Origin of the sequence: Kitasatospora sp. NPDC089509 (assembly GCF_044749365.1) — a bacterium.
Lineage (GTDB): Bacteria > Actinomycetota > Actinomycetes > Streptomycetales > Streptomycetaceae > Kitasatospora.
In genome coordinates this window covers 99,266-115,661 of record NZ_JBIVHS010000008.1, presented here as the reverse complement: position 1 = coordinate 115,661, position 16,396 = coordinate 99,266, and the positions used below count along the sequence as shown (strand labels likewise).

Annotated in this window: 8 protein-coding genes; 6 read left to right on the top strand and 2 right to left on the bottom strand. The window is 72.2% G+C overall.

All coding sequences use genetic code 11. From position 1 onward, the window contains the following. Positions 1-452 precede the first annotated feature (452 nt). Positions 453-4,718, top strand: coding sequence for a ricin-type beta-trefoil lectin domain protein (locus ACIP4P_RS19225; protein WP_400920292.1), 4,266 nt, complete (start codon positions 453-455; stop codon positions 4,716-4,718). A gap of 192 nt (positions 4,719-4,910) precedes the next feature. Next, positions 4,911-8,882 carry a beta-N-acetylglucosaminidase domain-containing protein gene (locus ACIP4P_RS19220; RefSeq protein WP_400919962.1) on the top strand — a complete coding sequence of 1,324 codons (3,972 nt, stop codon included), beginning with the start codon at positions 4,911-4,913 and terminating at the stop codon, positions 8,880-8,882. A gap of 270 nt (positions 8,883-9,152) precedes the next feature. On the opposite strand, the gene ACIP4P_RS19215 is transcribed toward ACIP4P_RS19220, so the two are convergent. Next, entirely contained in the window at positions 9,153-9,797 is a 645-nt protein-coding gene (locus tag ACIP4P_RS19215) for an HNH endonuclease (protein WP_350511731.1), read from the bottom strand. Between the two features lie 493 nt (positions 9,798-10,290). Between ACIP4P_RS19215 and ACIP4P_RS19210 the strand changes: the two genes are divergently transcribed. Next, on the top strand, positions 10,291-11,448 hold the full coding sequence (locus tag ACIP4P_RS19210; RefSeq protein ID WP_350511732.1) for a mechanosensitive ion channel family protein: 1,158 nt from the start codon (positions 10,291-10,293) through the stop codon (positions 11,446-11,448). Positions 11,449-11,529: 81 nt separating this feature from the next. Here ACIP4P_RS19210 and ACIP4P_RS19205 read toward each other — a convergent pair whose 3' ends face one another. Next, positions 11,530-12,417: an LLM class flavin-dependent oxidoreductase gene (locus tag ACIP4P_RS19205; RefSeq protein WP_400919959.1), complete on the bottom strand. Its 888-nt coding sequence runs from the start codon at positions 12,415-12,417 to the stop codon at positions 11,530-11,532. A 205-nt stretch (positions 12,418-12,622) separates the two neighbouring features. On the opposite strand from ACIP4P_RS19205, the gene ACIP4P_RS19200 reads away from it, so the two are divergent. The 3 genes from ACIP4P_RS19200 (at position 12,623) to ACIP4P_RS19190 (ending at position 16,386) form a co-directional block, all read left to right on the top strand. Continuing rightward, the gene (locus ACIP4P_RS19200; protein ID WP_400919957.1) at positions 12,623-13,813 is read left to right on the top strand and encodes an ROK family protein; all 1,191 of its coding nucleotides are present in this window, start codon (positions 12,623-12,625) and stop codon (positions 13,811-13,813) included. Between the two features lie 204 nt (positions 13,814-14,017). After that, positions 14,018-15,364 (top strand): ABC transporter substrate-binding protein, encoded by a 1,347-nt coding sequence (locus tag ACIP4P_RS19195; protein ID WP_350511816.1) that lies wholly within the window; start codon positions 14,018-14,020, stop codon positions 15,362-15,364. 23 nt (positions 15,365-15,387) lie between these two features. After that, positions 15,388-16,386 (top strand): sugar ABC transporter permease, encoded by a 999-nt coding sequence (locus tag ACIP4P_RS19190; protein WP_350511735.1) that lies wholly within the window; start codon positions 15,388-15,390, stop codon positions 16,384-16,386. The last annotated feature ends 10 nt before the right edge of the window (positions 16,387-16,396 follow it).

Here is a 16,396-nt window from a genome sequence, read left to right as displayed (position 1 = left end):
CCAGAGCGGCGGCCGTGGCCAACCGGGAACTGCGTGTTCGGGTGAACAGACGAAAGCGACGGGACACCTGACTCCCCCACAGATTGCCAAGCCTTTAAGCGGACCGACCCCAACGGCCCAAGCCCCCGGCACATTAGGCGCACACGACCGACTCAAGGTAGAGAAAGCTTAAAATCTCATCGCGTGACGAGGGTCACACGGCGAGCAATGTGGAATCAGTCCGACAACTCGGACGACCTGTCGACAAAATGCTTTGACGGTGGAGCAACCGTGAAGGCAGCGTGCGGCTGACCTCTGCTCACACCTTCCTCTACGACGGGTTCTTCATGTCGAGGCCACAACCTCTCTCTTCTGCAATTCGCCGACGGACAGCGAGAAAACGGATATTCGGCGCCACCCTGCTTCCGCTCGCCTGCACCGCCGCACTTTCCCTCGGCGCAGGCCTGTTGGCCGTGCCGACCGTCGCGGCCGCGGCCCCGGCCGACCGCAACCACGGCCCCGCCGACCCCTCCTGGCCGGTGACGCCGACCCAGCCCGCCAAGAACGGGTCCGACCCCCGGGCCGCTCAGGTCTCCGCGATCCGTGCGGCCCAGGCGACGGCGAGGAGCACCGGAAAGCCCGTCGTCGTCGATGCGTTGACCACGGGCAGCAGCCGGACCACCGCCAACCCGGACGGCACCGTGGCCACCGACTCCACCCCGGTGGTGGAGCGGGTCAAGAACGCCGAGGGCAGCTGGCGACCGGTGGACGCGACGCTCCGGGCCAACCCGGACGGGACGCTCGCCCCAGCCGCCGTCCCTTCCTCGCTGACCTTCTCCGGCGGTGGCAGCGGCCCGCTGGCGACCATGGCGACGGCCGACGGCCGGAAGCTGTCGGTCAAGGCGCCCTTCGACCTGCCGAAACCCGAACTCAGCGGCGACAGCGCGCTCTACCGCTCCGTCCTGCCGGACGTCGACCTGGAACTGAGCGCCACTCCCGCCGGCGGCTGGCGCCAGGTCCTGATCGTGCGCAGCGCCAAGGCGGCGGCCGACCCGAAGATCAAGAAGCTGCACCTCGACACCGCCACCGACGGCCTGACCGTCAAGGCGGACGCCAACGGCAGCCTGACGGCCGAGGACGCATCGGGCAAGGCCCGCTTCACCGCGCCCGTGCCGGTCATGTGGGACTCCACGACGGCCGCCACCGCACCCGTCACGGCAGCCCAGCCCAAGGCCCAGAGCAAGCTCGCGGCCGCTCCCCCGGTCGGCGACACACCGGCGGTAGCCGGATCCAGCAGCAAGGCGCCCGGCCCCGACGCGAGGACCGCGCCGATCGCCGCCACCGTCAGCGGCGGCGGCATCGACCTGGTGCCGGACGCTTCGGTGCTCGGGCAGGGCACCGGCCCCTGGTACATCGACCCGGGCTGGAACCCCAGCGTCGACAACGGCAACCAGGCCTGGGCCCAGGTGCAGTCGGCCTACCCCGACAACCCCGAGTACAACGGCACCCAGTACGGCCAGGACAAGCCGGCCGCGGGTTACTGCGGCTACATCGACAGCAACCACCGCTGCGAGAAGGAGGGCAAGGAGCGGGCCTACTTCCAGGTCGGTCTGAACTCGGCCTTCTGGGACTCGACGGTGTTGGGCGCCAAGCTCTACGCCACCGTCGCGGCCTCGTCCAGCCCGTCGACCTCCACGCCGATGGGCCTCTACTCGACCGGCTCGGGCACCAGCAATCCGATCAACCAGTGGACCACCTGGAACGCCCAGCCCTGCAAGGAACTCGGGAAATGCGCCAAGGTCCTGACCAACTGGATCAAGGGCGAGGGCGGCGTCGAGTACGACGTCACCGGTCAGATGGGCCAGGCCGCGCGCGAGCACTGGGGCGGCTGGACATTCCTGTTCACGCCCGACGACGAGGGCAACAAGTACTTCCGTCAGCGGTTCGCCAACAACCCGCACATCGTCGTCACCTATGACTTCGCGCCCCACATCGGCAGCCCCGGCGCCAGCCCCACCCCGGGCTTCGCCCGTGACGCGGCCTTCGACCGGTGCCAGACCCCCGGCACCGCGCACCCCTGGGACAACCCGGGCTGGATCGGCGTCAACACCGACGTGACCCTGAGCGCCGACACCTGGTCACCGACCGGCGAGCAGCTCTGGACCACCTTCAAGATCTGGGACGACGACGACAACGGCTCGTCGAAGACCTACGAGACCGACTGGGCCGCCAGTTCGGGCCGTCGGAACGTGAGCGTCGGCTCGCTGATCGACGGCCACCAGTACGGCTGGCTCGCCCACACCGGCGACGGTACGCTCGACAGCGACAACTCCCAGATGTGCTTCCTGCGCATCGACCGCACCCCGCCGACCGCCCGGATCACCTCGACCGACTTCCCGGAGTCCGGCACCCTGGGCGGGCACCCCAAGTCGGTCGGCCAGGAGGGTGTCTTCACCCTGACCGGCACCGACCCGGCCCCTGCCACCGGCGGCCGTTCATCCGGCCTGGCCTGCGCCCGCTGGACCACGGACCCGATCCAGGCCGCGGCCACCGGGTGGAACTGCAACGACGGCGGCAACGTCGTGAAGATGGACGGCGACGGCAGCTTCCAGCTGAAGTACACCCCCTGGCACTGGGGGACCAACTTCCTGTACCTGCAGACCCAGGACAACGCCGGCAACATGTCGCAGCCGGTCGCCTACACCTACTTCGTGCCGAGCAACCCGGCCGCCGGCGACCCGGTCATGGGTGACGTCGACGGCGACCGCAAGGCGGACGTCCTACTGCCGGACGGCACCGGCTCCCTGCGACTGGTCGGCGCCAACGCCGACCCGTACGCGGCCCCGAACACCAAGCCGGCCTCGGCGCCGGGGGCTGCCGACAACCAGGACTGGAGCACCGTCCAGACCACCCACCGGGGCTCGTTCACCGAGCGGAACGTCGACGACCTGATCGCTCACGCGCCCGGCGCCGCCGAGTTGTACCTCTACGCCAACGACGACATCGCCGCCCACCTCGACGGTCAGGCGCCCGTCTCCCTCGCCAAGTCCAGCCGCTGCGTGCTCCCTGACGGGAGTCCGGTCACGTGCTCGGACTACGGCAACGGCGGGGACTGGGCCTCGGTGACCCAGATCGCGGCCTTCGGCTCCCCTACGGGAGACACTCCGAAGAATCCGGGCACGGTCACGGCCGGCCTGCCGCGTTCGTCCCTGCTCTACGTCGAGAAGAGCCGGCTCTGGCTCGCGCTGTCGTCGAGCGTCGGCAAGCTCGACGGTCCGAACATACTGCTCTCCCAGAGCCAGGCCTGGGACTCCTACGACCTGATCACCCCCGGCCCGACCAAGGGCACCAACATCCCGACCGTCTGGGGCCGTTCGAAGTGGGACGGCACCATCCACGCCTACCAGTTGGCGAAGGGCAGCACCCAGGGCACCTTCGACGCCTCCGCGTTCACCGAGCCCACCAAGGGCTGGCTGGCCAACGGCGTGGACGCCAAGCTGTACCCGAAGGTCGGCTCCAACGGCGACGTCACCGGTGACGGCGTCCCGGACCTCTGGGCCGTCGACACCAACAATCAACTGGTGGCCTGGGCCGGTATCGGCACCAAGGCACCCGACGTCAACAGCGGCCCGACGGTGACCGGCCTGGAGACGAAGCCGGTCGTGCTCGGCAACCTCAACCGCCCGATCGGCAACTGGCTGGCCGCGCCCGACGGCGGCAACACCGTCAAGGACGGCCAGAAGAGGACCGACGGCACCGCCTCGGGCGTGAGCTGGGTCGGCGACACCGTGGACGGTCGGGCCACCACTGTGGGCGCCTTCAGCCCCGACGCCGGATCGAACATCACGATGTCCCGCCCGGTAGTGGACTCCCGGAAGAGCTTCACGGTCTCCACCTGGGCCAAAGCCGGCCCGAAGGGCGGCATCATCGCCAGCCAGGACACCGTTCACAGCAGCAACTTCATCCTGTACGCCGACGGCAGGACCGGCCTCTGGACCCTCGCCCTCTCCTACGCCGACGACGACAACTGGTCATACGACTACACGTCCACCGTGAACGCCGGCGCCAACTTCCGGCCCGGCGTGTGGACCCGGCTGTCCGCGTCCTACAACGCGGACACCGGGGCGATGTCGCTGTACGTGGACGGTGTCCTCGCCGCGACCGGTGTCCACCGGGCGAGCACCAGCCCGCCGTCCGCCGGACCGTTCGAGCTGGGCCGGTACAAGTACCAGTCCAAGCAGAGCGAGAGCTTCGACGGGAGCATCGGCAGCACCGCCGTCTACCCGTTCGCCGTGGCGCCCAGCGCGCCGTCGGCGACCAGCGTCATCCGCTCGCACGTCGACACCAACAAGTGCCTGGACCTCAACGGCGCCGTAGCCGGCAACGGCACCGCGATCCAGCTCTACGACTGCAACGGGAGCACCGCCCAGCAGATCTCGCTGGGCAACGACGGGACCGTCCGGGTCCTGAACGGGTGCATGGCGCCGGTGAACTCCGGTACCGACAACGGCACGCAGTTGGAGTACCGAACCTGTGACGGCACCGCCGCGCAGAAGTGGATCCCGCTGGCGAACGACGCGCTGTACCACCCGGCCTCGGGGCGCTGCCTGGACCTGCCGGGCTGGCAGACGAACAACGGCAACCGGCTGCAGCTGTGGGACTGCCACTTCCGGGGGTCCCAGCAGTGGACCGTCCCGAACCTGCGGACGGCCGCGCCACCCGCTCCGCCGCGCTCCTGACGTCCGCGTCCTGAGCACGTGCCAGGGCCCGTCCCGCCACCCGGCGGGGCGGGCCCTTCGTGCGCTCCGACGCACGGTCGGAACAGAGGACGAACCAGGCAAAACCGGCATCGCTGTCCGTCACGTTGACACCGGTTCAGGGAGCTGGTGGGGTTGCGACCGTTGTGGTCCAGGCCTGGCGAGGAGGCCCCTGTGCAAGCCCGTGTGTCCGTTGCGGCCGGGCGGCGGCTGCGACAGCAGTTGGAGCAGAGTCCGGCACTGCGTGAAGTGCTGCACCACCCGGCGGCGCTGGCGGCGCGGCGGGCCACCGCCCGGACCTGCCGTCAGCTCGTGCCGCGGGCGGCGGACCGGCTGATCGCCGATCTCAAGGGGACGGAGCCGCTGTTGGCGTCGGTGCGGGCGGAGCGGGGACCCGGGCGGCCGGGGCGGCCGGGGCGGCGGGCGGTGCGGATCGCGGCCGGGGTGGTGACCGCGGCGGTGGTCGGCGGGCTGCTGGCCGGGCCGCTGCCCTCGACGGCGTACGCGGCGGTGCCCGGGTCGGACGTGGTGAGCAGCGCTCCGCAGACGCCGTTGGGCAGCGTGACGAACCCCCAGGTGTTCCCGCACCCGCAGGAGCAGACCGTCGCCGGGCGGGCGGTCACCGTGCCCGCCGCCGTGACGCTGGTGACCGCGCCCAAGGCGGACCGGGGCGCGGTGGACGCCGTCCGCGACGTGCTGACGATCGCCGGGGCCACCGCGGTGACCTCGCAGCCGGACGGTGGGACACCGGCCGCCGGCTCGCTGGTGGTGTACGTCGGCGGGCCCGCCGAGGGCGCCGAGGGCGAGACGGACCGGACACTGCGCCAGTTGACCGCCGCGGCCGGCGGCAAGGACGGCTCCGCGCCGTCGACCGCGGGCATGCCGCCCGGCGGCTACGTGCTGTCCGTCGGCCAACTGCCCGCCCAGGGCGGCGGGACGTACGGCGCGGTGGTGCTGGCGGGCGCGGACGCGGCCGGCACCTTCTACGCCGCGCAGAGCCTGCGCCAGCTGCTCGCCGCCGTACCGGCCGGTCAGGGCCAGGGGCCGGGCGCGGCCGGGCTCGGGCTGCCCGGGATCACCCTGCGGGACTGGCCCAGCGGGGCGCCGGTGCGCGGCACCGCGGAGGCGTTCTACGGCACCCCGTGGACCGCCCAGCAGCGGCTCGACCAGGTGGACTTCCTGGGCCGCTCCAAGCAGAACTTCTACCTCTACGCCCCGGGTGACGACCCGTTCCGGCTCAGCCGCTGGCGCGACGCCTACCCCGTCCCCCAGCAGTCCGAGCTGCGCGAGCTCGGCGACCGGGCCCGGCAGAACCACGTCACCCTCGGCTACGCGATCGACCCCGGGCAGTCGCTCTGCTTCAGCTCCGGCAAGGACGTCGACGCGCTGGTCGCCAAGCTGGACGGGCTGCGCAAGCTCGGCTTCACCGCGTTCCAGCTGCAGTTCCTGGACGTCAGCTACGACGAGTGGCACTGCGGCGACGACCGGGACGAGTACGGCACCGGCCCGGCCGCGGCCGCCAAGGCGCAGGCCGAGCTGGCCAAGAAGGTGCAGGACCGGCTGATCGCGGAGAACCCGGGCCTGGCGCCGCTGTCGGTCGTCCCGACCGAGTACCACAAGCAGGGCACGACGCCGTACCGCAAGGCGCTGGCCGACGCGCTGCCGGCCGGGGTGCAGGTGGCCTGGAGCGGCGGCGGGGTGATCCCGGAGAAGATCACCGGCGCCGAGACCTCGGACACCGGCAGCCTGTACGGGCACCCGCTGGTCACCATGGACAACTACCCGGTCAACGACGCCAGCCCGGACCGGCTGTTCCTCGGCGCCTACACCGGCCGCGAGCCCGAGGTGGCGACCCGCTCGGCGGTGCTGCTGACCGGCGCCATGCAGCAGCCGGTGGCCTCCCGGATAGCGCTCGCCACCGCCGGCGACTTCGCCTGGAACCCGACCGGCTACAAGCCCGACGACTCCTGGAACGCGGCGGTGCGCTCGCTGGCCGGGCCGACCGGCTCCGCCGCCACCCCCGCCGGGTCGGCGCTGTCCGCCGTCACCGCGCTGGCCGGCAACAGCACCTCCTCGCCGCTGGCCAAGCAGGAGTCCGGCTACCTCCAGCCGCTGCTGGACCAGTTCTGGGCCAACGCCGAACCGACCTCCGGCGCGGCGCCGGACCTGACCAAACTGATCGCGGCCGCCGCCCCGCTGCGGGACGCCTTCACCGCGATGGCGGGCGCCCAGCAGACCCTGGCCGGCACCGACGCCACCGCCCAGCTGGCCGCCGAGGCCGGCCCCTGGCTCGGCCCGCTGCGCGACTACGGGCTGGCCGGGCAGGCCGCACTGGACATGCTGCTCGCCCAGCACGGCGGCGACGGCGCGGCGGCCTGGAAGGCCCGGGTGCAGCTCAACCGGCTGCGCGCCCAGCTCGCCCAGGCCCCGGCGACCATCGGCGCGGGCGTGCTCGGCCCGTTCCTGGACCGGGCCGTGCGGGCCGCCGACAACTGGTCCGGCGTGGTCAGCGGCGGGGTCACCCCCACCACCTCGATGGGCACCGCCCACGACCACCTGCCCGCGCTGATGACCGACGGCCAGGCCGACACCTTCTACTGGAGCTCCACTCCCCCGCAGCCCGGCGACTCGGTCGGCGTGGACCTCGGCGCCGGCCGGCCGATCAGCGGCGTCACCGTGCTGATGGGCGGCTGGGGCGACGGGCCGGACGCCCGGACCGCCGTCGACGACTACATCCGGGACGGCGTGCTGGAGTACAGCACCGGCGAGGGCGGCTGGAAGCAGCTCGCCGTGGTGAAGAACCAGAAGACGGTCGGCGCCCAGCTGCCGCCTGGCACCGTGGTGCGGGCGGTGCGGCTGCGGGCCACCGCGGCGCAGAAGACCGCCGTCGCGGTGCGCGAGTTCACCGTCACCGCCCCGGACGAGTCCCCGGCCAGCGTCTCCGGCGGGCCCGCCGCGCTGCCCGGTTCCTCGCCCGCCGCCGTCCTGGACGGCAACCCGGACACCGCGTACCGGGCCGCCAAGCCGCCCACCGCGCAGGACGCGCCGCTCGTGGTCGAGCTCGGCGCCGCCCGCCCGCTGGACCGGCTGACCGTGCTCACCGACCCCAACGTGCACGCCACCGCCACCGTCGCGGTGCGCCGCTCCGACGGCGGCTGGACCGACATCGGCACCGTGCAGCCCGGCTACAACGAGCTGCCGGCCGGCGGGCTGCCCGCCGACGCGTTCCGGCTGACCTGGAAGCCCGGCGGCGACCCGCCGGTCGTCAACCAGGTGATCCCCTGGTACGCGGACGCCCCGGCGGCCCGGATGAACCTCGCCGACCCGGCCCTGGACGTGGTCACCGGCGCCGCCGCGCCCGCGAAGACCCAGGCCACCGTGGAGGCCGGCCGCCCGGAGGGGACCACCGGCGACCTGCGGGTCGACGTGCCGCCCGCCGCCAAGGGACTGACCGTGACCCCGGCCGGCCCGGTGACGGTGCCGCGCGGCGGCCGGGTCGGCGTGCCGCTGCTGGTCGCCGCGGCGGCGGGAACGCCGTCCGGGACGTACCAGGTGCCGGTGTCGTACGTGGCCGGCGGCACCACCGTCAAGCAGGTGCTGCAGGTGCACGTGGTGCCGCCCACCGGCGGGCCGGACCTGGCGATCGGCGCGCAGGCGTCGTCCTCGGGCGACGAGACGCCGAACTTCCCGGCCGCGGCGATCGCCGACGGCGACCCGAAGACCCGCTGGTCCTCGCCGGCCAAGGACGACGCCTGGGTGCAGCTGCAATTGCCGCAGGCCACCCACCTGGGCGCGGCGGTGCTGCACTGGCAGTCCGCGTACGCCTCGGCGTACCGGATCCAGGTCTCGGCGGACGGCAGCACCTGGACGGACGCCGCGACGGTGGACAACGGCAAGGGCGGGGACGAGACGGTGCGCTTCGACGCGCCGAACGCCCGGTACCTGCGGATGCAGGGCGTGGCGCGGGCCACCAAGTTCGGCTACTCGCTGTACGGCATCGAGCTGTACGCCGTCACCCCGCCGGCCGTCCCGGGCACCCCGCCCACCCCGGGCACCCCGGGCACCCCGGGCACCCCGCCGCAGCAGCCGGCCAACCCGGCCGGCCAGCCGGGGGCACCGGCGACTCCGCCGGCCACCAAGCCGTAGGGGGCTCCCAAAAGCCGGTGAGCCGTAACCCGGAGGCGAACCGGCTCCCAAGAGCCGGTGAGCCGAAGGGGCGCGCCGGTGTCGAAAGGGAGAAGCGAGGGAGCGACGAAGGAGCGAGGGAGCGCCGACCGTCGGCACCGGATCAGAAGCGCCCCGGAGGCGAACCGGCTCCAGAAAAGCGGCGGGCCGCCGGGCTCCCCTTCGTGGGGGGGCGCGGCGGCCCATGAGGCGCGTACCGACGTGTGACGGGCGGGCCCTGTGGTGCTGTGGTCAGGCGGAGAGCGGTTCGGGCTGCTCGCCGCGGCGGACGGGGGCGGCGTGGGCGACGTGCGCCCGGCCGATCGGGACCGAATGGGTCGGCTCGGTATGGTCGTGGTGCTCGTACTCGCCCCACTGTGGGGCGCGCAACTGGTCACCACCGCCGTACGGCTCCAGGTAGGGCCGCCAGCGCGGGTCCTTGATCCCGGTGCCGATGATCCGCCAGGCGAGGCCGCTGGGCGGTGCGGGCGGGCGCTTCATCCGCCAGCCGAGTTCGGTCAGGTGGCGGTCGGCCTTGGTGTGGTTGCAGCGGCGGCAGGCCGCCACCACGTTGTCCCACCGGTGCTGGCCGCCCCGGCTGCGCGGGATGACGTGGTCGACGCTGGTGGCGGCGGCCCCGCAGTAGACGCAGCGGCCGTGGTCGCGGGCGAACAGCGCCCGGCGGGTGAGCGGGACGGGCCCGCAGAACGGGACCCGCACGAAGCGGGTCAGTCGGACGACGGACGGCGCCGGAAGGGCGCTGGTGGCGCTGTGCAGAGTGACTCCCGTGTCCTCCAGGCTGACCGCCTTGTGGTTGAGGACCAGGATGAGTGCGCGGCGCATCGATACGACGCCGAGTGGCTCGTAGGACGCGTTGAGGACCAGGACATGCGGCACGGATGCCTCCTTGGACGCCTGCGGCGCGTGGCTCGCGCCGGGACGAGCGGTTGGATCGCGCAACGAGTGCGTGATCTCCCCCAGTGTCGCCTTACGCCTTCGTACGGCGCCACCACTCCTGTGTAACGGACCTGACGCGAACTTCGGGTGTGGTCTCGGTCATACCCGGTATGCCCTGGGGAGGGTCCGGTTGCACGCGGGCCCCGGCCCGGCCGGGGCGGTGGTCCGGGCGGGATCGGGGCTCGGCCGGTCGGCGCAGCGCCGTGGGCCGTACGGCGCAGGGGCTGCGGCCGTTCGGGGGAGGTGGGGCCGGTGGTGCGGGGGTGGCGCCCCGGGGGAGCGCACCGGGGCGTTGACGGGGCGTCCGGGGTGTCCCGCACGCCGGTCGGCGGGTCCGGGCCGGTGTTCGGCGCCGGATAGGCTAGCGCGCACGGTCCGCGGGCCGCTTGCGCGGCACGGACCGGTCACGTCCCCAGCAAGGAAGGTCCCGCTCGTGTTCCGCTCCGGCGCCACCGGTCCGACCGACGCGTCCTCGACGCTCACCCACCCGACGCCGGCCCCCTCCCCCACCGCGCCGGACCTGCCACAGCTGCGCATCCCCACCAGCGCGCAGGAGGTCACCGACACCACCAAGCAGGCGGCCAGCTGGTTCGACACCCACTGGCAGAACTGGCTGACGCACGGCCTGCAGATCATCCTGATCATCCTGCTGGCGCTGGTGCTGCGGACCGTGGTGAACAAGCTGATCACCCAGCTGATAACCCGGATGGCCCGCAGTCACGACCACCGGGAGGAGAGCCGGCTGGGCGGCCTGCTGGCCAACCACGGGGTGGTGAACCCGGAGCGGCGCCAGCAGCGCTCGGAGGCGATCGGCTCGGTGCTGCGCAGCATGGCCTCCTTCACCATCCTGGGCACGGCGGCCCTGATGGTGCTCTCCGCGCTCGGGATGAACCTGGCACCGCTGCTGGCGAGCGCCGGTGTGGCCGGTGTGGCGATCGGTTTCGGCGCCCGCAACCTGGTGACGGACTTCCTCTCCGGGGTCTTCATGATCATGGAGGACCAGTACGGCGTCGGCGACGACATCGACACCGGGGTGGCCAGCGGCACGGTGCTGGAGGTCGGCCTGCGGGTCACCAAGCTGCGCGGGGCCAACGGCGAGATCTGGTACATCCGCAACGGCGAGGTGAAGCGGATCGCCAACATGAGCCAGGGCTGGGCGACCGCCTCGGTGGACGTGCAGGTCGGGTACAAGGAGGACCTCCAGCGGGTCGAGGACCTGATCCAGGAGACCGCCGAGGGGCTCTCCAAGGAGGCGCCGTACGACGAGCTGGTCTGGGCGCCGGTGTCGATCCTGGGCGTGGAGTCGGTGGCGGCGGACTCGGTGATGGTGCGGATCGAGGCCCGGACGGCTCCGGGCAAGGCACCGACGGTCTCCCGGGCCCTGCGCCAGCGGCTCAAGACGGCCTTCGACCTGGCCGGGATCAAGGTCAAGGAGGAGGCCGCGGCGGTGGCCACCGGGGTGTCGATCACCTCGGTCGACCCCTCGCCGCCGTCCGCGCTGTCGGACCCGACCTCGCCGCGCTACCGGGCGGCGGAGCCGATCCCGGTGCCGAAGCCGCCGATGGACGACCCGGCGCTGCAGAAGCCGTAACGGTTCTTCGGCGTCCCGGCGCTGCGAAGCCCCGCTCCCACTCCGGTGGGGGCGGGGCTTCGTGCTGCGGGGCCAGTCCGGTCAGCCCAGCTGGGCGAGACCCTCGGCGGCGATCCGCTCGAAGACGGCGAGGTCGGCGGCGAAGACCGAGTCCGGGATCGGCCAGTGGAGCACCAGCTCGGTGATGCCCGCCTCCCGGTGGGCGCCGGCCCAGTCGACGAAGGCGTCCAGCGACTGCAGCGGCTTCTCCTGGGTGGAGCCGTGCAGCAGCAGCTTCTCCAGCGTCGCGACGTCGCGGCCGGTGGCCTCGCAGGCGGCGGTCAGCTGGTCGATCTGCCGCGCGATCACGGCGGGGGCCTGGTCCGCCGGCATCGCCGCGGGGCCCTTCGGGTCGCCGTAGGTCACCCAGCCCTGCCCGTACTCGGCGGTGAGCCGGAATCCGCGTGGGCCGGTCGCGGCCACGTAGAACGGCACCCGGGGGGTCTGGAGGCAGCCGGGGATGTTCCGTGCCTCGACCGCGGAGTAGTAGGTGCCCTCGCGGGTGGTGGCGTCGTTGGTCAGCAGCTCGTCCAGCAGGGGCAGGAACTCGCCGAAGCGGTCCGCGCGCTCCTTGGGCGACCACGCCTGCTGCCCCAGCGCCGTCGCGTCGAAGCCGATCCCGCCGGCCCCGATCCCCAGGGTGACCCGCCCGCCGGACACGTCGTCCAGCGCGATCAGGTCCTTGGCGAGGGTCACCGGGTGCCGGAAGTTTGGCGAGGTCACCAGCGTGCCCAGCCGCATCCGTTCGGTCGCGCAGGCCGCCGCCGTCAGGGTCGGGACCGCGCCGAACCAGGGCCCGTCCCGGAAGGACTGCCAGGACAGGTGGTCACAGGTGTACGCGGCGTGGAACCCGAGCTCCTCGGCCCGCCGCCAGATCTTCTGGCCCTCACTCCACCGGTGGATGGGGAGGATCATCGCACTCAGACGCATGCCCCCGACCCTAGGGAGTGTCGTCGCCGAACGACAGGGCCTCCCGGGCCCGGTCTCGGGGGTCTCGCGGAGCGGTAACGCTTCGGCATCCTCCGGGGCACCGGCCATTGACACCCCGCTGACGCGGACCGTACGGTCCTGTCCAAGCGACTGGAAAGTTTCCTAACAGTTCCGGTCCACCAGCCGAAAGGGGAGGATTCCGGGCATGACCAAGAGCACCGCCAAGGCTCCCCTCGCCGGCACCCCCAGCCTGCTGCGCGCCATCAACGACCGCGCCGCCCTCGAACTGCTGCTGGAGAACGGCCCGCTCTCCCGCACCCAGATCGGCTCCCTGACCGGGCTGTCCAAGCCCACCGCCTCGCAGCTGCTGTCCCGGCTGGAGGTCGCCGGGCTGGTGCTGCCGGTCGGCACCACCGAGGGCGGGCCCGGCCCCAACGCGCAGCTGTACCAGGTGAATCCGGCCGCCGGGTACGTCGCCGGACTGGACGTCACCAACAGCGGGATCCGGGTCGCCGTCGCCGACATCACCGGCAGCACGCTGGCCGAGCACAGCGTGTCCACCAGAGGCGTCCCGGCCGCCGAGACCGTGCCGAGAGTGGCCGCCGCCGTCGCCGAGGCGGTGCGCGCCGCCGGGCTGCCCGCGGGCTGCCTGCGCACCGTGGCGATCGGCGTCGGCGGCGCCCCCGACCCGGTCACCGGCAAGCTGCGCTACGCCTCCCACCTGCCCGGCTGGCACTCCCCGCGGCTGGTCGAGGAGTTGACCGCGGCGATCGGCGCGCCGGTGTCGATCGAGAACGACGTGAACCTGGCCGCGGTCGCCGAGCAGGCCTCCGGCGCGGCGGCCGGCTTCGAGGACTTCGTGCTGCTCTGGGCCGGGGCCGGCGTCGGCGCGGCGGTCGTGCTCGCCGGGCGGCTACACCGCGGCTTCACCGGCGGCGCCGGCGAGGTCGGCTACATGCCGGTCCCCGGCTCGCCGGTCCAGTGGGACGCCCGGCGCCGCAAGTTCGGCGGGTTCCAGGACCAGGTCGGCGCACCCGCCGTACGGATCCTGGCCCGCGAGCACGGGCTCGGCGCGCCCAGCGCGGAGGAGTCGATCGCCAAGGCCCTGGAGACCCCGGGCGCCGGCGACACCTTCCTGTCCGAACTGGCCGGACGGCTCGCCGTCGGGCTGTCCGTGATCGTCGCCGTGGTCGACCCCCGGCTGGTGGTCCTCTCCGGCGCGGTGCCGAGTGCGGGCGGCGAACGCCTGCGCGCGCTCGTCGAGGACGAACTGGCCCGGGTCTGCCTCGCCCGTCCGGAGATCCGCAGCAGTGCCCTGCCCGGCTCGCCGGTCCTGATCGGCGCCCTGCAACGCGCCCTCTCGGACGCCCGTGAGGCGGTCTTCTCCACCCACTGAGCCGCCCACCGATCCGCCCGCCCAACCACCTGCCGAACCACCTGCCGATCCACCCCGCCGATCCACCCGCAGCACGACCCGATCGACCCACGGATCGACCCACAGACGCTCCCCCTGCACCCACCTCTCCCCCAACCCCCTACGCGGGACCCGAGGCAACGACGCCTGCCCGCGCACCCCCAGGAGGACCTCGAAGTGCACGCCATCACCTCCCGCAGAGGCCGCCGCACCATCGCCGCCGTCGCCGGCAGCGCCGTCCTGGCCCTGCTCGCCTCCGCCTGCACCGGTTCCAGCGAGTCGGGCGGCAGCGACGACTCCGCCAGCGGCAAGGACGTCACCATCACCTTCTGGCACGGCTGGAGCCAGGACAACGAGGTGAAGGCGATCAACGACACCATCGCCGCCTTCGAGAAGGCCCACCCCAACATCCACGTCAAGCCGGTCGGCAACGTCGCGGACGACAAGGTCAACCAGGCCCTGCGGGCCGGCGGCGACGGCGCCCCGGACGTGGTGTCCTCCTTCACCACCAACAACGTCGGCATGTTCTGCTCGACCAAGGCCTTCATCGACCTCAAGCCCCAGCTGCAGAAGAGCGGCATCGACCCGGCCAAGACCTTCCCGGCCGCGATGCTCAACTACACCCAGTTCCAGGGCAACCAGTGCTCGCTGCCGCTGCTCGGCGACGCGTACGGGCTGTACTACAACAAGAAGGCCTTCGCCGCCGCCGGCATCACCGCCCCGCCGAAGACCTTCAGCGAGTTCGCCGACGACGCCAAGAAGCTCACCGTCGCCGACGGCGACTCGTACAAGCAGCTCGGCTTCATGCCGCTGTACCACGGCTACGAGTCCACCACCGAGCACTTCCTCGGCCAGTACGGCGCCACCTACTTCGACGCCGACGGCAAGTCGAACCTCGCCGCCGACCCGAAGGTCGCCGCGATGCTCGACTGGCAGAAGGGCATGGTCGACCAGCTCGGCGGCTACGCCAAGCTGGACAAGTACCGGGCCACCTTCGGCGAGGAGTTCAGCGCCAAGAACCCCTTCCACACCGGCCAGGTCGCGATGGCCATCGACGGCGAGTGGCGCACCGCCTCGCTCGCCGAGAGCAAGCCCGACTTCGACTGGGCCACCGCGCCCTTCCCGGTGCCGGACGACCAGGCCGCCACCTACGGCCGCGGCTACCAGACCGGCACCATCGTCGGCATCGCCAGCACCAGCAAGAAGCAGGCCGCGGCCTGGGAGTTCGTCAAGTTCCTGACCACCGACACCGACGCGGTGGTGAACTTCGCCAACGCGATCCACAACGTGCCCAGCACCTTCGACGCGCTCAACTCGCCGAAGCTGGTCAGCGACCCGAACTTCAAGACCTTCCTGGACGTCGCCAAGAACCCCAACTCGGGCACCACCCCGGCCAGCGTCAACGGCGGCGGCTACATCGTCTCGCTGCAGAACCTCGGCTACGACTACGAGTCCGGCAAGCAGACCGACCTCAAGGCCGGACTCGCCGCGACCGCCAAGCAGATCGACACCGACATCGCCCAGGCGAAGTAGCGGGAACGGTCCACGGAGCTCCCATGTCACTCGCGTTCGGCACCCGCAAGGACGCCGGGACGACCGACCCGGCGGCGCCCTCCACGCAGCACCTGCTGCGCCGGAAGCGCCGCCGGGAGGCGGCCCGCACCCTCGCCTTCCTCTCCCCCTGGCTCATCGGGTTCAGCGTCTTCTTCGTCTACCCGCTGATCTCCACCGCCTACTTCTCCTTCACCCAGTACAACGGCTTCGGCGCGCCGACCTTCAACGGCCTGAAGAACTGGGACTACGTCTTCAACCACCTGCCGACCTTCTGGCAGGGCCTGCGCAACACCCTGTGGCTGGTGCTGGTGATGGTGACCCTGCGGGTCGCCTTCGGCCTCGGCATCGGGCTGCTGATCACCAAGGTCAAGACCGGCGCGGGCTTCTTCCGCACCGTCTTCTACCTGCCGTACCTGGCCCCGCCGGTGGCCGCCACCGTCGCCTTCGCCTTCCTGCTCAACCCGGGCACCGGCCCGCTCAACCACCTGCTCGGCGAGCTCGGCCTGCCGCAGCCCGGCTGGTTCGCCGACCCGAACTGGTCCAAGCCCGCGCTCACCCTGCTCGCCATGTGGGGCATCGGCGACCTGATGGTCATCTTCATGGCCTCGCTGCTGGACGTCCCCAAGGAGCAGTACGAGGCGGCCGAACTGGACGGCGCCGGAGCGTTCCAGCGGTTCCGGTACGTCACGCTGCCGAACATCTCCCCGATCATCATGTTCGCGGTGGTCACCGGGGTCATCCAGACCATGCAGTACTACACCCAGGCGTACGTCGCCGGGAAGGTCGCCAGCGGCATCGCCGGCAATTCCGGGCAGCAGTTCGAGCCCGGGTTCCCGCAGGGCTCCACCTGGACCCTGCCGCAGATGGTCTACAACCTCGGCTTCCAGCGCTTCAACTACGGCGCGGCCTGCGTCGTCGCCCTGGTGCTGTTCGCCATCTCGATGGCCGTCACCTCGCTCCTGCTCCGCCGCCGGTCCGGCTTCATGGCGAGCGACGACTAGCGGACGGATG